General features: G+C 61.8%; 16 protein-coding genes. 14 read left to right on the top strand and 2 right to left on the bottom strand.

The window, feature by feature from the left end:
• Positions 1-36 precede the first annotated feature (36 nt).
• Positions 37-1,371, top strand: coding sequence for a hypothetical protein (locus GIW02_RS11215; RefSeq protein WP_236419237.1), 1,335 nt, complete (start codon positions 37-39; stop codon positions 1,369-1,371).
• On the opposite strand, the gene GIW02_RS11220 is transcribed toward GIW02_RS11215, so the two are convergent.
• Positions 1,366-4,644, bottom strand: a complete 3,279-nt coding sequence (locus tag GIW02_RS11220) for an EAL domain-containing protein (RefSeq protein ID WP_236419238.1) — start codon at positions 4,642-4,644, stop codon at positions 1,366-1,368. The two genes, GIW02_RS11215 and GIW02_RS11220, sit on opposite strands and share 6 nt — an antisense overlap.
• 66 nt (positions 4,645-4,710) lie before the next feature.
• Complete coding sequence (locus GIW02_RS11225) at positions 4,711-5,601, bottom strand: LysR family transcriptional regulator (RefSeq protein WP_236419240.1); 891 nt, start codon at positions 5,599-5,601, stop codon at positions 4,711-4,713.
• Positions 5,602-5,741: 140 nt separating this feature from the next.
• Between GIW02_RS11225 and leuC the strand changes: the two genes are divergently transcribed.
• From leuC to GIW02_RS11290, 13 genes are all read left to right on the top strand, one after another.
• A complete protein-coding gene (gene leuC / locus GIW02_RS11230; protein ID WP_058419749.1) occupies positions 5,742-7,160 on the top strand; it encodes a 3-isopropylmalate dehydratase large subunit in 1,419 nt (472 codons plus the stop codon).
• A 10-nt stretch (positions 7,161-7,170) separates the two neighbouring features.
• Positions 7,171-7,815, top strand: coding sequence for a 3-isopropylmalate dehydratase small subunit (gene leuD, locus GIW02_RS11235; RefSeq protein ID WP_236419552.1), 645 nt, complete (start codon positions 7,171-7,173; stop codon positions 7,813-7,815).
• A 130-nt stretch (positions 7,816-7,945) separates the two neighbouring features.
• Positions 7,946-8,710, top strand: a complete 765-nt coding sequence (locus tag GIW02_RS11240; protein ID WP_236419554.1) for a class I SAM-dependent methyltransferase — start codon at positions 7,946-7,948, stop codon at positions 8,708-8,710.
• A 53-nt stretch (positions 8,711-8,763) separates the two neighbouring features.
• Positions 8,764-9,846, top strand: a complete 1,083-nt coding sequence (leuB, locus tag GIW02_RS11245; RefSeq protein WP_017530190.1) for a 3-isopropylmalate dehydrogenase — start codon at positions 8,764-8,766, stop codon at positions 9,844-9,846.
• Positions 9,847-9,910: 64 nt separating this feature from the next.
• Positions 9,911-11,023, top strand: coding sequence for an aspartate-semialdehyde dehydrogenase (gene asd, locus GIW02_RS11250; RefSeq protein WP_185704102.1), 1,113 nt, complete (start codon positions 9,911-9,913; stop codon positions 11,021-11,023).
• A gap of 237 nt (positions 11,024-11,260) precedes the next feature.
• Positions 11,261-12,271 carry an aspartate-semialdehyde dehydrogenase gene (locus tag GIW02_RS11255; RefSeq protein WP_236419995.1) on the top strand — a complete coding sequence of 337 codons (1,011 nt, stop codon included), beginning with the start codon at positions 11,261-11,263 and terminating at the stop codon, positions 12,269-12,271.
• Positions 12,272-12,431: 160 nt separating this feature from the next.
• The gene (locus GIW02_RS11260; RefSeq protein ID WP_236421867.1) at positions 12,432-14,981 is read left to right on the top strand and encodes a FimV/HubP family polar landmark protein; all 2,550 of its coding nucleotides are present in this window, start codon (positions 12,432-12,434) and stop codon (positions 14,979-14,981) included.
• 230 nt (positions 14,982-15,211) lie between these two features.
• On the top strand, positions 15,212-16,036 hold the full coding sequence (gene truA, locus GIW02_RS11265) for a tRNA pseudouridine(38-40) synthase TruA (protein ID WP_020372639.1): 825 nt from the start codon (positions 15,212-15,214) through the stop codon (positions 16,034-16,036).
• 64 nt (positions 16,037-16,100) lie between these two features.
• Positions 16,101-16,733: a phosphoribosylanthranilate isomerase gene (locus tag GIW02_RS11270; protein WP_236419083.1), complete on the top strand. Its 633-nt coding sequence runs from the start codon at positions 16,101-16,103 to the stop codon at positions 16,731-16,733.
• A 244-nt stretch (positions 16,734-16,977) separates the two neighbouring features.
• The gene (accD, locus tag GIW02_RS11275; RefSeq protein WP_236419086.1) at positions 16,978-17,898 is read left to right on the top strand and encodes an acetyl-CoA carboxylase, carboxyltransferase subunit beta; all 921 of its coding nucleotides are present in this window, start codon (positions 16,978-16,980) and stop codon (positions 17,896-17,898) included.
• Positions 17,895-19,202, top strand: coding sequence for a bifunctional tetrahydrofolate synthase/dihydrofolate synthase (folC, locus tag GIW02_RS11280; RefSeq protein ID WP_236419088.1), 1,308 nt, complete (start codon positions 17,895-17,897; stop codon positions 19,200-19,202). The genes accD and folC overlap by 4 nt, the downstream gene beginning before the upstream one ends.
• Positions 19,186-19,848 carry an SPOR domain-containing protein gene (locus GIW02_RS11285; RefSeq protein WP_236419089.1) on the top strand — a complete coding sequence of 221 codons (663 nt, stop codon included), beginning with the start codon at positions 19,186-19,188 and terminating at the stop codon, positions 19,846-19,848. The genes folC and GIW02_RS11285 overlap by 17 nt, the downstream gene beginning before the upstream one ends.
• Before the next feature lie 244 nt (positions 19,849-20,092).
• Positions 20,093-20,650 carry a CvpA family protein gene (locus tag GIW02_RS11290; protein WP_003192538.1) on the top strand — a complete coding sequence of 186 codons (558 nt, stop codon included), beginning with the start codon at positions 20,093-20,095 and terminating at the stop codon, positions 20,648-20,650.
• The last annotated feature ends 35 nt before the right edge of the window (positions 20,651-20,685 follow it).

The raw sequence follows: 20,685 nt of genomic DNA on the forward strand, positions 1-20,685 counted from the left end.
GGTAATGAAATGATGAGTTCGGTTTCAGGCAGTGTTGTGCCTGTGAACAAAACCAACGCTACGCGGTTTCCTCAAACCGCGTTAGTTGGTTTTTCGGCCACCCGAGGTGAGGAATATTTCCCCGTTGGCAAAAAAGGTGAAAAACCCAAGGCTATTATCAATGCCTTCAACGCTGCGGAGCGTCGCTTTGGTGAGCATTTTGATGTCAGCACTCACGCTGCGGTGATCAAGATGATGATGCTCAGGTTTGGCCAAAGCCCCGCTGATGTATTTGATCGAGTAACGCCGGTTGCAGGTGGCTATAACGTGATCATGAAGGACGAATTCAAGCTCCATCTGACTCAGGATGAGTTGCAGCGCGCCGCGCGAGCCTCAGGGTTCGTTGGCAATGACCGGGGCGCTATTCAAAACGCCAGCTTCATCTTTGCCGCGTTCGTCAAGCGCAAGCAGCTTGAAGGCACGCGCGCCTCGAAGAGCAACAGCTTTGAGGCGGTGCTGACCCGTACGCGGGAAGGCGAAACTCCCCAGCGACTCCTCAATGGCATGGGCATGGTTGGTTTTATGCGGTATGTCGAATCCAATGAGATGCGCGGCAAGGACGCGGTTGGCGTAGTGGGCGTTCGCAACTTTGGCTCAGCGCTGGTGCTGGAGGGGGTCAAGCATGATCACCAGAGGCAGGAGCCGCTGGGGCACCACTACGGTTACATGCTGGCGGGTGAGGAGAGTGCAGATGATGAGCGTTGGGTTGAGCCTGGCAGCGCCAGCGTGTCCAGCGTGCCGGTGGGCGTCAAGCCTGGCGATATCTGGGGCGGTTTCTATCAGGGCGTCGAGGGGAATTGTGTGACCGTCTCGGCGATCAAGGCCGCCATGATGAAGTTCGGGCAGAACCCGTCCGGTATCTATAGAAATATCCGCAAGACTGCCAGTGGCTATAAGGTAACCATGCGTGACGGTCACTCACTGCATTTGACCTTTAAAGAGCTGCAAAAGGCTGAACAGGCTTCAAACCTCAAGGGGGCTGACAAGAACCTGATCAAGGACGCCAATTTCCTCTACGCAGTGAGTGCAAAGCGCGCCCAGCGGGAGAACAACGAGTTCCGCGCCAAAGGGAGCTTTGAAGCAGCGATGGGCACGCTCAATGATGGCGAGTTCCCGGGTGAAGCCTTTCGACGCCTGGGGCTGTATGCCTACACACGGCCAAGTACCGCGCAGGAATTGGCCGACGGTGCGCTAGGCACCCTGGCAAGCACTGAGCATTCGGTCGCGGTAGTAAACGGCAACCTGGATTTCTATGGCTCCAAATGGTCACTGGCGGCGTCGGAATGGAAAAACACCGGCTACCGCGCAATCAAGCTGGTGGGCGCGTCATAACAGCAGCCGCCTGAAACCCTCCACCGGCAGAGGGCGGCTGTGCAGGTAGCCTTGATACAAATGGCAGCCAAGCCCCTGTAAAAACGCCAGCTGTTCCAGGGTTTCAACGCCTTCGGCAATCACCTCAAGGTTCAGGCTGCGGGCCATGGCCACGATGGCGCGGATGATTTCCGCGTCGTTCGGGTCGTGGGTGGCATCACGGACAAACGACTGGTCGATCTTCAACGCATCCACCGGCAGACGTTTGAGGTAGGTCAGTGACGAATACCCGGTGCCAAAATCATCCATGGCAAAACTGATGCCGAGCTTTTTCAAGCGACGCATTTTGCTGATGGTGTCGTCGAGGTTTTGAATCACGATGCCCTCGGTGATCTCCAGCTTCAACAAGCTAAACGGCAATTGGTGCGCACGCAGACTGCGCTCCACCCGCTCGACAAAGTCGTTCTGGCGAAACTGCCGGGGGCTGATATTGACGCACAGGCTGAAGTTCAGCGGGTCCACCAGGCCGTCGGCGATCAATTCGGCAAAGGTGGCGCAGGCTTCGTCGAGGATCCAGGTGCCGACTTCCAGAATCAGCCCGCTGTCCTCCAGCACCTTGATGAATTCGGTCGGCGACTGCGCGCCCAGTTGCGGGTGTTGCCAGCGCACCAGGGCCTCGGCGCCAACGATAATGTTGCCGCGTGCATCCACCTGGGGCTGGTAATGCACGCTGAACTCCCCGCGTGACAAGGCCAGGCGCAGGTCGGTTTCCATGCGCAGGCGTTCACTGGCGGTTTTTTGCATGCTGTTGTGGAACATCTGCGTGGTGTTGCGCCCCGAATCCTTGGCGCGGTACAGGGCGATGTCGGCGCGCTTGAGCAGGTCCGCAGGGGTCGAGCCATGGTCGGGAATCAGCGCTACGCCAATGCTCGGTGTGACCTGCAAGCGGTGGCCGTCGAGGAACATCGGCTCCGAGAGGAGTTCGCGCAGGGTGTCGGCCAGTTCCTGCACCTGGGCGCTGACCTCCATGCGCGTGCCGTCCAGGCCGCTGAGCAGTACCACGAATTCGTCGCCGCCCAGGCGCGCCACGGTGTCCTCCATGCGCACGCTGGCTTCCAGGCGTGCAGTGACGATTTTCAGCACGCTGTCGCCCACCGGGTGCCCGAGGGAGTCGTTGATGTGCTTGAAGTGGTCCAGGTCCAGGAACAGTAGCGCGCCGCGCAGGTTGTGTCGCTTGAGCAGCGCGATCTGCTGGCTCAAGCGGTCCATCAGCAGGGCGCGGTTGGGCAGGTTGGTCAGTGGGTCGTGATAAGCCAGGTGGCGGATCTGTGCCTGGGCGTTTTTAAGCAGGCTCACATCCCGCGCGGTCAGCAGCAGGCACGGGGTTTCATTGAGGGTGATCGGTTCGACCGAGACTTCCACCGCGAGCAATTCGCCACGTTTGTTGTGCCAGAGCATTTCCAGGTGATGAATGCGGCCCTTGATCTGCAGCTCGGCCAGGAGCGCGGCGCGCTGGTTTTCATCGGCCCAGATCCCGATCTGGTACAGCGTCAACCCGATGGCTTCGTCGGCGCGGTAGCCGGTCAGGCGGCAGAAGCCATCGTTGACCTCCACATAGCGGCCGGTGTCGCGCTCGGTGATGGAAATCGCGTCGGGGCTCGAGTGGAAGGCCTTGGCGAATTTCTCTTCGCTGGCCTTCAGCGCGGCCTCCGAGCGCTGTTGCTGAGTGATATCGCGCAGGGTAGTGACGATGCACGGCTGGTCACCCACCTTGATCAGGCGGCTGGAAATCATGCAGGTCAGCGCCTGGCCATCCTTATGGTGCACCACGATGGCCACATTGCTGAGCGCCTGCTCGCGAATGACCTGTTCGATGCGTTGCAGGCGTTTACTCGATTCGTCCCACAGGCCGATCTGCTCGACGCTTTTGTCGATCACTTCGGCGGCGGTCCAGCCGAAGATCTGGGTAAAGGCGGGGTTGATCTCGATGAATGCGCCGCTGTCCAGCCTGGTGACGCAGATCGGGTCCGGGCTGGCCTGGAACAGGCTGGCGAATTTCTCCTCGGAGGCGCTCAGGCGTTGTTCGCGCTCGACCTGGTCGGTGATGTCCAGCAGGGTCCCGGCCATGCGCAGCGGCGCGCCCTGGTCGTCGCGATAGAGGCGGGCACGGCTTTCGAGGTAGCGCGAGCTGCCATCTTCGAGTTGCACGCGGTAAGTCAGTTGGTAGTTACCGGCCGGGCCTTCGCGCAAGGTGCGATAGGCGTTGCGCATGTTTTCCCGTTCTGTCCTGGGCATGCCCTCAAAGAACGCATCGAAGGACTCATGGAAGGGCTCGGGCGGCAAGCCATGCAATTGCGCGGCGCGGGCCGAGCCGTAGAGCATGCCGCTGGGGATGTGCCAGTCCCAGGTGCCCAGCTGCGCGGAGTCCAGTGCCAGGTCAAGGCGCTCCTGGCTGTCTTTGAGCGCTTGCTCGGCGTTTTTGCGTTCGGTGGTGTCGAGGAACGTGCTGAGCAGATAGGCCTGGCCGTCAAGCTCGACCTTTTGCGCGCTGAGGGTGCCGTCGTGGATCTGCCCGTTACTGGCGCAGAACTGCACCTCCATGGTGATGGGCTGGCCCTTGCGCTGCGTGGCCTTGACCAGTTGCGCGCGCTGCTCGGGGTGGCGCCACAGGCCCAGGTCCAGCGTGGTGCGGCCAATGGCATCGGCCAACGGCCAGCCGAAGAGCATCTCAAAATACTGGTTGGCTTCGCTGATCAGGCCGTCGGACTGTCGCGTCAGCAAGACCATGTTGGGGCACAGGTGAAACAGCGTGGCGAAGCGTTTTTCGGAGTGGCTGAGGGCGTGCTCGCGCTCGCGCTGTCGGGTCGTCTCGCGGATCACGCCGATCATGCGGCGCCGACCTGCCTTGTCCGGCGCCAGGCTGCCGTTGATCTCCAGCCAATGATGGGTGCCGTCCGGCCACTGGATATGGTGATGCATGGCCTGCTCGAACGGCTCGCCCGCCAGCACCGCGTGAAAGGCCCGCACCACGCGGGCGCGATCTTGCTGCGCAAGCAAATCAAGATAATCCAGGTCTTTGGGCAGCGGTTGGCGTGGATCGAAGCCGAACAGCGCCTGGGTGCCCCGGGACCAGCTTATCCTGCCGGTATCGATTTCCCAGCACCACGCGCCCAGCCGGGCAGCGTTGAGGGCTGCCAGCAGTTGCGGCGCGCTGTCCCAGCTTTGCTCCGCCTCTTGAGGGTCAAGGGCGTAAATACGGGGCAGGGGTGGCACGGAATCGACGGGGTTGCGCATTATCAAAGGGCCTTCGCTCAATGGGCGTTCGGCGCGGTCTGGTTCAGACCTTGAGGCCGCACAGCTTCATGCCGGTATCCCTGGCAGATCGACCTGTGCATCCAATAGGCTCATGAAAGCCCGCGCAGCGTTCGACAGCGTCCTTTCGGTGTGCACGATATAGCCTAGCTGGCGACTGAGCTGTATGCCCGGCAAAGCGATACTTGCCACCTGATCATCGAGCATGGTGCGCGGCAACACGCTCCAGGCCAGGCCGATGGACACCATCATCTTGATAGTTTCCAGGTAGTTAGTGCTCATCGCGATGTTCGGCGTGAGGCCCTGGGCCTCGAACAGTCGGCTGACAATATGGTGGGTAAAGGTGTTGCCCCCCGGGAAAACCGCCGGGTGGCCGGCAATATCGGCCAGGCTGACATTGCCATTGCTGATCAGGCTGTGCTCCGGCGCCACCACGAAATCCAGCGGGTCATCCCACACCGGCGTGGCACGCACCAGGTTGTGGGGCTCGGGCGCCAGGGTGATCACCGCCACTTCAGCGCGGCCATGGAGGATTTCTTCGTAGGCCACTTCCGAATCGAGGAACTGAATATCCAGCGCCACGTTGGGGTATTCGCGGGTAAACGTGCGCAACACCGGCGGTAGACGGTGCAGGCCGATATGGTGGCTGGTGGCCAGAGTCAGGCGGCCACTGACCTCGCCGGTCAGGTTGGTCAGGGCGCGGCGCGTATCGTCCAGCACGTTGAGGATCTGATAAGCACGCGGCAGCAGGGCCCGCCCGGCCTCGGTCAAGCCGACCTCACGGCCCAGGCGGTCGAACAAACGCACCTTCAATTGTTGCTCCAGACCCGCGATGCGTTTGCTGATGGCCGGTTGGGTCAGGTGCAGGCGCTCACCGGCGCCGGAGAAGCTGCCTGTCTCGGCGATGGCAATAAAGGCATTGAGGTTGGCCAAGTCCATTGTGGTATTCCAGTTGGTAATCCAAAGCATAAAAAATATGAATTTGAGTTATTTAATGTAGCGCCATACCATCAGCCTCACAAGCCAAAGGGTTATTGAAAAGCCCGGCATACAGAAACACCGCTGATGAGGACCGACTGATGGCCGGCAAAACGCTTTACGACAAGCTTTGGGATTCCCATGAAGTGAAACGGCGCGATGATGGCTCGTCGCTGATCTATATCGACCGTCACATCATCCATGAAGTGACCTCGCCTCAAGCGTTCGAAGGCCTGCGACTGGCCGGGCGCAAGCCTTGGCGCGTCGACTCGATCATCGCCACGCCGGACCACAACGTGCCGACCACGCCGGAGCGCAAGGGCGGTATCGACGCGATTGTCGACACCGTTTCGCGTTTGCAGGTACAGACCCTCGACGACTATTGCGACGAATATGGCATCACCGAATTCAAGATGAATGACGTGCGTCAAGGCATCGTGCACGTGATCGGCCCGGAGCAGGGCGCGACCTTGCCGGGCATGACCGTGGTTTGCGGCGACTCCCATACCTCTACCCACGGCGCATTTGGCGCTCTGGCCCATGGCATCGGCACCTCCGAGGTCGAACATGTGTTCGCCACCCAGTGCCTGGTCGCCAAAAAGATGAAGAACATGTTGGTCAAGGTCGAAGGCACGTTGCCGTTCGGCGTGACCGCTAAAGACATCGTGCTCGCCGTGATCGGCAAGATCGGCACCGCCGGCGGTAACGGCCATGCCATCGAGTTTGCCGGCAGCGCGATTCGCGACCTGTCCATCGAAGGCCGCATGACCATCTGCAACATGTCCATCGAAGCCGGTGCCCGCGTGGGCATGGTGGCCGCGGACGAAAAAACCGTTGAATACGTCAAGGGCCGTCCATTTGCACCTGCCGGTGCTGACTGGGACGCCGCCGTTGAAGCCTGGAAAGACCTGGTCTCCGACGCCGATGCGGTGTTCGACACCGTGGTTGAACTGGACGCTGCCCAGATCAAGCCGCAAGTCAGCTGGGGCACCTCGCCGGAAATGGTTCTGGCCGTCGACCAGAACGTCCCGGACCCGGCCAAGGAAACCGACCTGGTCAAGCGCGGTTCCATCGAGCGCGCCTTGAAGTACATGGGTTTGCAGGCCAACCAGGCGATCACCGACATCCAGCTGGATCGCGTCTTCATCGGCTCCTGCACCAACTCGCGGATCGAAGACCTGCGTGCTGCGGCGGTGATCGCCAAGGGCCGCAAAGTCGCCTCGACCATCAAGCAAGCCATCGTGGTGCCGGGTTCGGGCCTGGTCAAAGCGCAAGCCGAAGCCGAAGGCCTGGACAAAATCTTCCTCGAAGCCGGTTTTGAATGGCGCGAGCCGGGCTGCTCGATGTGCCTGGCGATGAACCCGGACCGTTTGGAGTCGGGCGAGCACTGCGCGTCCACCTCCAACCGTAACTTCGAAGGGCGTCAGGGCGCCGGCGGGCGTACCCACCTGGTCAGCCCGGCCATGGCCGCTGCGGCTGCCGTCAACGGTCGTTTCATCGACGTTCGCGAATTGATCTGAGGAATACCCGATGAGAGCTTTTACCCAACACACAGGTCTTGTCGCGCCGTTGGACCGTGCCAACGTCGACACTGACCAGATCATCCCCAAGCAGTTTTTGAAGTCGATCAAGCGCACCGGTTTCGGCCCGAACCTGTTCGACGAATGGCGCTACCTGGACGTGGGCTACGCCTACCAGGACAACTCCAAGCGCCCGTTGAACAAGGACTTCGTGCTCAACGCCGAGCGTTACCAGGGCGCCAGCGTGTTGCTGGCGCGGGAAAACTTCGGCTGCGGCTCCAGCCGTGAGCACGCACCGTGGGCCCTGGAAGAATACGGCTTTCGCAGCATTATCGCGCCGAGCTATGCCGACATCTTCTTCAACAACAGCTTCAAGAACGGCCTGTTGCCGATCATCTTGACCGACGAAGAAGTCGACGAATTGTTCCAGCAGGTGGAAGCCCAAGAGGGCTACCAACTGACCGTCGACCTGGCCGCGCAAACCGTGACCCGTCCGGACGGCAAGGTGTATCACTTTGAAGTGGACGCCTTCCGTAAGCACTGCCTGATCAACGGCCTGGATGATATCGGCCTGACCTTGCAGGACGGCGATGCGATTGCAGCATTTGAAGCCAAGCACCGGGCGAGCCAGCCGTGGTTGTTTCGCGATGCCTGATTTGATGTAAGCAGGGGCGCCGCCATCGGGAGCAAGCCCCCTCCCACAGTTGAAATGCGATCAACTGTTGGAGGGGGCTTGCTCCCGATAGGGCCAGAACAAACACCACAAGGTCCAGTGAGGAACACCCATGACCACCACCGCCCACACCCACGTCGTGCAAAAACAATTCGGCGAGCAAGCCTCGGCCTACCTGAGCAGTGCCGTGCACGCCCAAGGCACCGAATTCGCGCTGCTGCAGGCCGAACTGGCCGGACAGGGCAATGCGCGACTGCTGGACCTGGGCTGCGGTGCCGGGCATGTCAGCTTTCACGTAGCACCACTGGTGAAAGAAGTGGTGGCCTACGACCTGTCCCAGCAGATGCTCGATGTGGTGGCGGCCGCTGCGCAGGATCGCGGCTTCAGCAACATCAGCACTGTAAACGGCGCGGCCGAACGCCTGCCGTTCGCCGATGGCGAGTTCGACTTCGTGTTCAGCCGCTACTCGGCCCACCACTGGAGCGACCTCGGCCTGGCCCTGCGTGAAGTGCGCCGAGTGCTCAAGCCGGGTGGCGTGGCGGCATTCGTTGATGTGTTGTCACCGGGCAGCCCGTTGTTGGACACTTACCTGCAAACCGTCGAAGTGCTGCGCGACACCAGCCACGTGCGTGATTACTGCGCCGCCGAGTGGATGCAACAGCTCAGCGAGTCCGGCTTGCATGTGCGCACCAGCAGCCGCCAGCGCCTGCGCCTGGAATACACCTCGTGGGTCGAACGCATGCGCACGCCAGAGGTATTGCGCGCCGCGATCCTTGAGCTGCAAAAGGCGATGGGCCAGGAAGTGCGCGATTACTACGAAATTCAAGCCGACGGCACCTTCAGCACCGACGTGCTGGTGGTGTTCGCCGAGCGCTGATTGATTTTTCCCGACCTGCCCACGGGCGGGTCGCTTGATGAAATGAGGAACGCATGAGCAAGCAGATTCTGATTCTCCCTGGCGACGGTATTGGTCCGGAAATCATGGCCGAGGCGGTCAAGGTCCTGGAATTGGCCAACAGCAAGTACAGCCTGGGCTTTGAACTGAGCCACGACGTGATCGGCGGCGCCGCCATTGACAAGCACGGCGTGCCGCTGGCCGACGAAACCCTGGACCGCGCCCGCGCGGCCGACGCCGTGCTGCTCGGCGCCGTGGGTGGCCCTAAGTGGGACAAGATCGAGCGTGACATCCGCCCCGAGCGCGGCCTGCTGAAAATCCGTGCGCAACTGGGCCTGTTCGGCAACCTGCGCCCGGCGATCCTCTACCCGCAACTGGCCGACGCGTCGAGCCTCAAGCCGGAAGTGGTGGCGGGCCTGGATATCCTGATCGTGCGCGAGCTGACCGGCGGTATCTACTTCGGCTCGCCACGCGGCGTGCGTGAGTTGGAAAATGGCGAGCGCCAGGCTTACGACACCCTGCCGTACAGCGAGAGCGAAATCCGCCGTATTGCCCGTGTCGGTTTCGACATGGCCCGTGTGCGCGGTAAAAAGGTCTGCTCGGTCGATAAAGCCAACGTACTGGCCTCCAGCCAACTGTGGCGCGAGATCGTCGAAGAAGTCGCCAAGGACTACCCGGACGTCGAATTGAGCCACATGTACGTCGACAACGCCGCCATGCAACTGGTGCGCGCGCCCAAGCAGTTCGACGTGATCGTCACCGACAACCTGTTCGGCGACATCCTGTCCGACCAGGCCTCGATGCTCACCGGCTCCATCGGCATGCTGCCGTCGGCGTCGCTGGACACCAACAACAAGGGCATGTACGAGCCTTGCCACGGTTCGGCGCCGGACATCGCGGGCCAGGGCATTGCCAACCCGTTGGCGACGATTTTGTCGGTGTCGATGATGCTGCGTTACAGCTTCAACCTGAGCGACGCGGCGGACGCGATCGAGAAGGCCGTGAGCCTGGTGCTGGACCAGGGCCTGCGCACCGGTGACATCTGGTCACAAGGTTGCACCAAAGTCGGTACGCAAGAAATGGGCGACGCAGTAGTCGCCGCGTTGCGGAATCTGTAATCTCTCGGGCCCGCTTGCAGATGTTGCTGCAAGGCGGCCCACTTTTTAACAAGGTGTAGTTGCGATGAAACGTGTAGGTCTGATCGGTTGGCGCGGTATGGTCGGTTCCGTGCTCATGCAGCGGATGCTGGAAGAGCAGGATTTCGATCTTATTGAGCCGGTGTTTTTCACCACTTCGAACGTGGGTGGCCAAGGGCCGTCCGTGGGCAAGGATATTGCCCCGCTCAAGGACGCCTACAACATCGAAGAGCTGAAAACCCTCGATGTGATTCTGACCTGTCAGGGTGGCGACTACACCAGCGAAGTCTTCCCCAAGCTGCGCGAAGCCGGCTGGCAGGGTTACTGGATCGATGCCGCCTCCAGCCTGCGCATGCAGGACGACGCGGTGATCATCCTCGACCCGGTCAACCGCAAGGTCATCGACCAGCAGCTGGATGCCGGCACCAAGAACTACGTCGGCGGCAACTGCACCGTCAGCCTGATGCTGATGGGCCTGGGCGGCTTGTTCGAAGCCGGCTTGGTGGAGTGGATGAGCGCGATGACCTATCAGGCGGCCTCCGGCGCCGGCGCGCAGAACATGCGCGAACTGATCAAGCAGATGGGCGCAACCCACGCCGCCGTGGCCGATCAACTGGCTGACCCGGCCAGCGCGATCCTCGACATCGACCGCCGCGTGGCCGAAGCCATGCGCAGCGATGCGTACCCGACCGAGAACTTCGGCGTGCCATTGGCCGGTAGCCTGATCCCGTGGATCGACAAAGAGCTGCCGAACGGCCAGAGCCGTGAAGAGTGGAAGGCCCAGGCTGAAACCAACAAGATCCTCGGCCGCTTCAAAAGCCCGATCCCGGTCGACGGTATCTGCGTGCGCATCGGCGCCATGCGTTGCCACAGCCAGGCGCTGACCATCAAGCTCAACAAAGACGTGCCGATCGCTGATATCGAAGGGCTGATCAGCCAGCACAACCCATGGGTCAAGCTGGTGCCGAACAACCGCGACATCAGCATGCAGGAGCTGAGCCCGACCAAGGTTACCGGCACCCTGAATGTACCGGTTGGCCGTCTGCGCAAGCTGAACATGGGCAGTCAGTTCCTCGGTGCGTTCACCGTGGGCGACCAACTGCTGTGGGGCGCGGCCGAGCCGCTGCGTCGCATGTTGCGGATCCTGCTCGAGCGTTAATCGCTGCCGGCAACAAGAAACCCGCGCTCTGGTGACAGGCGCGGGTTTTTTGTTGCTTTTCAGGGCCTCTTCGCGAGCAAGCCCGCTCCCACATTTGGCTGTGTTCACAAATCAAAATGTGGGAGGGGGTTTGCTCCCGATGAGGCCATCAGCCCCACCACAAACCCCAGGCCAATTGCCTCACCCCCAACCACCCGGTAAAGTGCCGCTCCCCCCGCAATGCCCGAGGCAGCCCCCATGACCCAGACCTTTGAAATCGCCGTGATCGGCGCCACCGGCACCGTTGGTGAAACCCTGGTGCAGATTCTCGAAGAGCTGGCGTTTCCGGTGGGCACCCTGTACCTGCTGGCTGGAAGCAATTCCGCCGGCGCCTCGGTGCCGTTTCGCGGCAAGAACGTGCGAGTCAAGGAAGTCGATGAGTTCGACTTCAGCAAAGTCCAGCTGGCCTTCTTCGCCGCTGGCCCGGCCGTGACCCTGAGCTTCGCGCCGCGCGCCACGGCGGCAGGTTGCGCGGTGATCGACTTGTCCGGCGCCTTGCCCGCCGAGCAGGCGCCCCACGTCGTGCCGGAGGCCAATGCACACGTGCTCGACGGCCTGAAAAAGCCCTTCCAGCTCAGCAGCCCAAGCCCGTCCGCGACCAACCTGGCGGTGGTGCTGGCGCCCTTGCGTGGGGTGCTCGACATCCAGCGCGTCAACGTCACCGCCAACCTGGCAGTGTCTGCCCAAGGCCGTGAAGCCGTCAGCGAGTTGGCACGGCAAACCGCAGAGCTGCTGAATGTGCGTCCGTTGGAGCCACAGTTTTTCGATCGGCAGATGGCCTTCAACCTGCTGGCACAGGTCGGCACGCCAGATGCACAAGGCCACACCGTTCTGGAGAAACGTCTGATACACGAACTGCGTGCGGTGCTGGAAACTCCTTTGCTGAAAATTTCCGCTACTTGCGTTCAAGCCCCGGTGTTTTTTGGCGATAGCCTGACGGTGTCGTTGCAATTGGGCCAGCCGGTCGACCTGGCGGCGGTCAATCGTATTCTCGAGGCGGCACCCGGCATCGAACTCGTGGAAGAGGGCGACTACCCAACGGCCGTGGGCGATGCGGTCGGCCAGGATGTAGTCTATGTTGGGCGGGTGCGCGCGGGTGTGGATGACCCGGCGGAACTAAATCTGTGGCTGACGTCAGATAACGTACGCAAAGGTGCGGCACTGAATGCGGTGCAACTGGCGCAGTTGTTGATAAAAGGCCTTGCGTAAAAGATACTTGGCGGCAATTTGTAGATTGATTCTAGCCAGGCGCTATGCTTGGCCCAAGCGGAACAGAAGCGCGTCGGTGACCTATCGGCTCGCCATGCCTTATGGCAGCGGTTACCAACCTTCTCGCAGGCCGGGGAGTGTTCAGACAAAGGATGAGGCTATGGTTCAAGTTCGCAAACTGGTGTTAGCAATAGCGGCCGCCTCGGCGCTGTCCTCCGGTATGGCGCAGGCGCTGCAGCTGGGGGAGATGACCCTCAAGTCGAAGTTGAACCAACCGTTGTCGGTGGAAATCGAATTGCTCGATGTCGGTGGCCTCACGGCTGCCGAGATCACGCCAAGCCTGGCGTCGTCCCAGGCATTTGTGGATGCAGGTGTGGATCGCCAGGCGTTTCTCAACGACCTGACGTTCACGCCGGTGGTCAACCCCAATGGCCGCAGCGTGGTGCGCGTCACTTCCAGCAAGCCGTTGCCTGATTCCTACGTGCGTTTCCTGTTGCAGGTGCAATGGCCCAATGGCCGCCTGATGCGTGACTACAGCGTACTGCTCGACCCGGCCAAGTTTGATCAGCCGGCGTCGGCGCCCGCCGCCAGTGCACCGTCGCCGCGTTTGAGTGCGCCTGCCAGCACAGCGCCTGCTGTCAGCAAAGCTGCTCAGCACACCACGACCGCTCGGGATACCTTGTGGGAAATTGCTGAAAAAAATCGCAACGGGGCCTCCGTTCAGCAAACGATGCTGGCGATCCAGGCACTTAATCCTGATGCTTTCATCGACGGCAATATCAACCGCCTCAAAACCGGTCAGGTCCTGCGCCTTCCGGATCGCGTGCAAGCAACCAGCCTGCCGCAACCCCAGGCGATTGCTGAAGTCTCCGCGCAGAATGCTGCCTGGCGTCAGGGCCGCCGTTCGGCGACCAACCAGGCAGCAGGCAAGCAACAACTCGACGCCACCCGGCGCACCCAGGCCGGTAACGCGCCAGCGAGCACCAACGCCAAGGACAACTTGAGCCTGGTGTCGGCCGAAGCGGCGAAGAAGGGTGGTCAGGGCAAGGCCGGTGACGGTCAGGCGTTGAGCGACAAGCTGGCGATGACCCAGGAAGAGCTGGACACCACTCGCCGGGACAACGCTGAGTTGAAAAGCCGTGCGGCCGACTTGCAGAGCCAGTTGGATAAGCTGCAAAAGCTGATTCAACTGAAAAACGATCAGTTGGCCCGCCTGCAGGCGGAGAAAGGTGACCCTGCGGCGCCGGCCACGGCGGCGATGCCTGCTCAATTGGCGGGTGCGCCTGCAAGCAACCCGGCTGCGCCCGAGGCCACGCCGCCTGCCGCAGCCCCGACGCCTGAACCGATCAAGCCGGACGCTGCGCCGGCTGCCACCCCGGATAAATTCAACGAGTTGCTGACCAATCCGGTCGTGCTCGGTGTAGTCGGTGGCGCCGCCGGCCTGCTGGTGCTGCTGCTCCTGCTGTTGTGGGTGCGCCATCGCAACGCCCGTCGCGAGGAAGAAAAACACTTGCGCATGGCCCGCGCCCTGGCAGAAGAGCCGGTGTTTACCTCCAATATTGATCAGGACCTGCCGCCGGACAGCTTCGAGGGCCTTGAAGTACCGTCGCCGAACGTCAAGCTGGCCGCGGCTCCCGCGCCGGCACCGGCGCCGGTGGTTGAACCGGCGGTGGTGGTACCGACCGTGGCCTCCGTGCTGGCACCGCTGGCCGTCGCCGTGGCGCCGCAAAACGCCAACGATGCGCTGGCGCAGGCTCAGTCCCTGGTCGACCGTGGTCACCTGAACCAGGCTGCGGACGTGCTGGAGCAAGCGATCAAGCATGAGCCCAAGCGCAGCGACCTGCGCTTGAAGCTGATGGAAGTCTACGGCCTGCAAAACGACAAGGACGGCTTTGTCACCCAGGAGCGCCAACTGGTGGCCAATGGTGAAAACCACGCCCAGGTCGAGCAACTCAAGAGCCGTTTCCCGGCGATGGCGGTGTTGGCTGCGGGCGTCAGCGCCGCCGTGGCTGCTGCCGCCCTCGACGCTCAGTACGTCAAGGATCTGCTGGAAGACAAGCCAGCCGCTGTAGAGCCGGATACCCTCGACACCGATTTCGATTTGAGCCTGGACGACCTGGAAGCGGCTTCACCGGCCGTGCTGAACGACGATCAGACGACGTTCGAATCGCTTCTGAAAGAACAGACCGCAGCCCAAGCCAACCCGGATTCGGACTTTGACCTGGACTTGCAGCTGGACGCGCCGGCTTCCACGCCGTCGGACGATGACTTCCTCTCGGGCCTTGAGGATCAGATGAAGGACGTGCCGGCCGTCGAGCCGCCGACCCTCACCCCTGGGGCGCCGGATGATTTCGATCTGCCGGAGGATTTTGACTTGTCCCTGGCCGATGAGCCTGACGCGACCCCTCAACCTGACGCATTTGCCTCGGAGCTGGACGATGTCAACGCCGAGCTGGATCGTTTGTCGCAGAGCCTGGAGCATCCTTCCATCGAGCCTTCCTTCACCGCTGAAGATGCGGCGCTGGGGGATGATGAGCCGGAGTTCGACTTTTTGTCCGGTACGGATGAAGTCGCCACCAAGCTCGACCTGGCCCAGGCCTACATCGACATGGGCGACGCGGACGGTGCGCGGGATATCCTCTCGGAAGTGCTCACCGAAGGTGACGAGCTGCAGCGCGGCGAAGCCAAGGAAATGCTCGGTCGCATTTGACCGGTTACGTCTATCCACTGTGTGAGGGGGCTTGCTCCCGATAGGGCTAGTCCAGTCATCGATGTATCGACTGGCAAGCCGCGATCGGGAGCAGGCCCCTTTGCACATGTGCAGCGCCTCAATCCCTAACAAAAGCGCGCGCCACACGGTTGCCGCCTCTATAATGGCCGCCTTTGCGCAACTCATCAGGCTCTCAGTTCTTGGCAAATATAGATAACGCGGCCGCCGAAATGGCGGCCGCAGGCTTTTACCGCATCGCCCTGGGCGTGGAATACAAAGGTTCGCGCTATCGCGGCTGGCAGCGCCAGGCGTCGGGCGTGCTGACGGTGCAGGAAACCCTCGAGAAGGCGTTGTCGAAAGTCGCCGACTCACCGGTGTCGTTGATGTGCGCCGGGCGAACCGACGCCGGCGTGCACGCTTGCGGCCAAGTGGTGCACTTCGATACCCAGGCCGAGCGCTCGATGAAGGCGTGGGTGATGGGCGCCAATATCAATTTGCCCCATGACGTCAGTGTTAGCTGGGCCAAGGTCATGCCGGCGCACTTTCATGCGCGCTTCAAGGCCATCGCCCGGCGTTATCGCTACGTGATCTACAACGACCAGATCCGCCCGGCACACCTTAACGAAGAGATCACCTGGAACCACCGTCCGCTGGACGCCGAACGTATGGCTGAGGCCGCGCAGCATCTGGTCGGCGTGCATGATTTCAGTGCGTTCCGTGCGGGTCAGTGCCAGGCCAAGTCGCCGATCAAGGAAGTCCACCACCTGCGTGTGACCCGTCACGGCAAGATGATCGTGCTGGATATTCGCGCCGGGGCGTTCCTGCACCATATGGTGCGTAATATCGCCGGTGTGCTGATGACCATCGGCACCGGCGAGCGCCCGGTGGAGTGGGCCAGGGAAGTACTCGAAAGCCGGGTGCGGCGTACGGGCGGGGTGACGGCGCATCCGTTCGGCTTGTACCTGGTGGATGTGGAGTACCGCGACGAGTTCGAGCTGCCCGAGCGTTTCATCGGGCCACACTTCCTCACAGGTTTCAGCGAACTTGGCGGCTGACGCCCGGAAAAGCTTTTGTTACCATCCGGGACTTTCTCGGTTCAACCCCTGAGGTTTTCACGACATGTCAGCCGTTCGCAGCAAGATTTGCGGCATTACCCGCATAGAAGACGCGTTGGCGGTGGTCGAAGCGGGGGCGGATGCCATCGGTTTGGTGTTTTACAGCAAGAGCCCGCGAGCGGTTAACGTGTTGCAGGCGCGGGCGATCATCGCCGCCTTGCCGCCGTTTGTGACGACCGTGGGCCTGTTCGTCAATGCCAGCCGCTGCGAACTCAACGAAACCCTCGATGCCGTACCGCTGGACATGCTGCAGTTTCACGGCGACGAAACCCCGGACGAATGCGAAAGCTACCAGCGCCCGTATATCAAGGCGTTGCGGGTCAAGGCCGGTGACGACATTGCTGCTGCCTGCGCCGCTTACACCGGCGCACGCGGGGTACTGCTGGACACCTATGTCGAAGGCGTGCCCGGCGGTACCGGTGAAGCCTTCGACTGGTCGCTGATACCCGAGGGGCTGAGCAAGCCGATCATCCTGGCCGGTGGGCTCAACCCCGCGAATGTCGCGGCGGCCATCCAGCAGGTGCGGCCGTATGCGGTGGACGTCAGCGGCGGGGTAGAGCAGAGCAAGGGCATCAAGGATCACGCTAAGATTCGCGCATTCCTGCAGGCGGTGCGCAACAGCAGCGGCGGGATGTGACGGCTGGCAGTCTGCCGCCGTCCATAACTACCACTGTGTAAAACAGCCCGGCGCCGCCTGTGGGTGGACCGGAAATGAAGTGGCAACCCTGCGCTGGCAGGTTGTCTGGAAGGCTGAGGAGGCATGCGGGAAATGGCTGGTCGAACGTCTGACCCCGTCCTGCACGCTTCATCGCCACATATGAATTTAGCTCAAGGGCATACGCGGGGCTGAGTTCAAGCCACCGGTACTGGAGAAAGAAAGCATGAGCAACTGGTTAGTAGACAAACTGATCCCTTCGATCATGCGTTCCGAGGTGAAGAAAAGCTCGGTTCCTGAAGGTCTGTGGCACAAGTGCCCATCCTGCGACGCGGTGCTGTACCGCCCCGAGCTGGAAAAGACCCTGGATGTTTGCCCCAAGTGCAACCACCACATGCGTATTGGCGCTCGCGCGCGCATCGACATCTTCCTCGACGCCGATGGCCGTAACGAGCTGGGCGCAGACCTGGAGCCGGTTGACCGTCTCAAGTTCCGCGACAGCAAGAAGTACAAGGACCGCCTGGTCGGCGCCCAGAAGCAGACCGGCGAGAAAGACGCACTGATTTCCGTCAGCGGCAAGCTGCTGGGCATGCCGGTCGTTGTCTCGGCGTTCGAGTTCTCCTTCATGGGCGGCTCCATGGGGGCCATCGTCGGCGAGCGCTTTGTGCGTGCCGCCAACTACGCCCTGGAAAACCGCTGCCCGATGATCTGCTTCGCCGCCTCTGGCGGTGCGCGTATGCAGGAAGCCCTGATCTCCCTGATGCAAATGGCCAAGACCTCCGCGGTACTGGCGCGTCTGCGCGAAGAAGGCATCCCGTTCATCTCCGTGCTGACCGACCCGGTCTACGGTGGCGTTTCCGCCAGCCTGGCGATGCTGGGTGATGTGATCGTCGGCGAGCCAAAAGCCCTGATCGGCTTTGCCGGCCCGCGCGTAATCGAACAGACCGTGCGTGAAAAGCTGCCTGAAGGTTTCCAGCGCAGCGAGTTCCTGCTGGAGCACGGCGCAATCGACCTGATCATCCCGCGTGGCGAGCTGCGACCGCGCCTGGGTAGCCTGCTGGCGCAGATGACCGGTCTGCCGACGCCTGTGTACGTCGCGCCTAAAGTCGAGCCGATCGTTGTGCCGCCGGTGCCTGCAAACCTATGACCCAACGAACCCTTGGCGAATGGCTCGCCTACCTTGAGCAGTTGCATCCGTCCGCCATCGACATGGGCCTGGAGCGCTCGCAACAGGTAGCGGCCCGCCTTGGGTTGGGGCGGCCGGCACCGCGCGTGATCACGGTGACCGGCACCAACGGCAAAGGCTCTACCTGCGCCTTTGTCGCTGCGCTGCTGCAAGCCCAAGGGCTCAAGGTGGGCGTGTACAGCTCGCCGCACCTGCTGCGCTACAACGAGCGGGTGCAACTCAATGGCGTCGAAGCCACTGATGAGCAACTCTGCGAAGCCTTTGCCGCACTGGATGCCGGCCGCGGCGAAATTTCCCTGACGTACTTCGAGATGGGCACCCTGGCGGCGTTCTGGCTGTTCGAGCGTGCGCAACTGGATGTGGTGGTTCTGGAAGTGGGCCTGGGTGGGCGCCTGGACACGGTCAACGTGGTGGATGCCGACCTGGCGCTGGTGACCAGCATTGGCGTGGATCATGCCGACTACCTGGGGGACACCCGCGAATCCGTGGCCTTTGAAAAGGCCGGAATCTTCCGCCAAGGCAAGCCTGCACTCTGTGGGGATCTGGACCCGCCGCAACCCTTGCTGGACAAGGTGCGCGAGTTAGGTTGCGAATTCTTCCTGCGGGGCCGCGAATTCACGCTTGAGATCGGTGATCAGCATTGGCAGTGGCGCGGGCGTGATGCGCGTGGCCAGCTCGTAGAGCTGCGTGACCTGCCGCTGTTGAACTTGCCGATGGAAAACGCGGCGCTCGCGCTGCAGGCCTATCTGCTACTGGATCTGCCATGGAGTGCCGAGCAGATTGCCGCGACCTTGCTGGCAACCCGCGTAGTGGGGCGTCTGGATCGTCGTGAGTTCGAATGGCAAGGCAAGCGCTTGAACCTGCTGCTGGACGTGGGGCACAACCCGCATGCGGCCGAGTACTTGGCCAAACGCCTGGCACGCACGCCGCCAATCGGTAGGCGCCTTGCGGTGTTCGGTTTGCTTGCTGACAAGGACCTGGATGGCGTTGTCGCGCCGTTACTGGGCAGTGTCCAGGCCTGGGCAGTCGCGCCGCTGGATACGCCGCGCAGTCGGCCGGCGGCTGAGTTGCAACTGGCCTTGCAGAACCTTGGTGCGTGCGTGACGTCGTATGCAAGCGTGACGGCGGCCCTCGAGGCGCAGTGTGCGGTGGCAACGGCCGAAGACGAGATTCTGTTGTTCGGATCATTTTATTGTGTTGCCGAGGCGCTTGAGTGGTTGGCCCGGCGCTCCACGGAGGAAGCTGCACATGGCATTACTGGATAGCGCATACAAGCAGCGAATGGTCGGAGCCCTGGTTCTGGTGGCGCTCGCGGTGATTTTTCTGCCGATGCTGTTTTCCCGCCAGGACGAACAGCGCCAGGTAGTGGTTGAAGCCCCTGCGGCGCCGCAGGCACCGGCGGTGCCTCAGGTGCAGGTTGAGCCGGTGGTGGTGCCCGAGCCGCAGGCCTTGCCTGAAGAAGAGCCGGTGCCAAGCGAAGATGAGGTGGCGGCGCAGCAAGCCCCGTCGATGCCGGTGCAGCCAAGTGTGCCGGTGGTCAAGCCGGCTCCGGCGGCGCCTGTAGCGGCCGCCAAGCCTGCCGCGCCTGTGCCTGCTGCCAAGCCGATCGCGCCCCAGCCTGCCGCACCGGGCAAGCCGGACGTGGGTCAGAGCCGTATCGACCCCAATGGCCTGCCGATCAGTTGGTCGATCCAGGTGGCTAGCCTGGGCAATCGCGAAGGCGCCGACGCCCTGCAGAAAAAGCTGCGTAGCCAGGGTTACAACGCCTATATCCGCAGTGCCGACGGCAAGAATCGGGTATTTATCGGGCCGCTGATCGAGCGCGCCGAGGCAGACCGCCTGCGGGACTTGCTGGATCGCCAACAGAACCTCAAGGGGTTCGTGACCCGGTTCCAGCCTGAGCGCGGCTAAGTAGGGCGACGCGGTCAAAATGTGGGAGGGGGCTTGCCCCCGATAGCGGTGGGTCAGTCAGCACATCTGATACTGTTCCAGCGCCATCGGGAGCAAGCCCCCTCCCACATTGGTTTTGCGGTGGGGGTTGAAATAGGCCTGGTTCGTCACAAACTATTGATTTGCAAAGCGCCGTCAATCACCGCTTACCGATAGCCCGACGCTCTGCTAAAATGCGCCGCCTTATCCGTCCGTAGGCTCAAACGTGCCATTTACCTGGGTTGATTGGGCGATTGTTGCAATCGTCGCCATCTCCGCTTTGATCAGTCTTAGCCGCGGCTTCGTAAAAGAAGCACTGTCGTTGCTGACCTGGATCATCGCAGGAGTCGTAGCCTGGATGTTCGGTGGTTCACTGTCTGTCTACCTGGCCGGATACATCGAGACACCTTCGGCTCGCGTCATCGCGGGCTGCGCCATCATGTTCATCGCCACGCTGCTGGTGGGGGCAATGGTCAATTATCTTATTGGCGAGTTGATACGTGTCACCGGCCTCTCCGGGACCGATCGATTTCTCGGCATGGCCTTCGGCGCCGCACGGGGTGCGTTGCTGGTGGTTGTGGCGGTCGGGCTGTTAAGCCTGGGGCCGGTACAGCAGGATTCGTGGTGGCAGGAGTCGGTACTCGTGCCAAAATTTCTATTGGTTGCAGATTGGTCCAAAAACCTCATTTTGGGGTGGAGCAGTCAGTGGCTGGCCAGCGGAATCAGCGTACCCGCTGATCTTCCGTTCAAGGAACACCTCTTACCGGCCAAAACGCCTCAGTAAGCAGTGTTCAGTCAAGATTCATTAAGTAGGGGTTG

It is taken from the genome of Pseudomonas syringae (assembly GCF_021606685.1).
Lineage (GTDB): Bacteria > Pseudomonadota > Gammaproteobacteria > Pseudomonadales > Pseudomonadaceae > Aquipseudomonas > Aquipseudomonas syringae_R.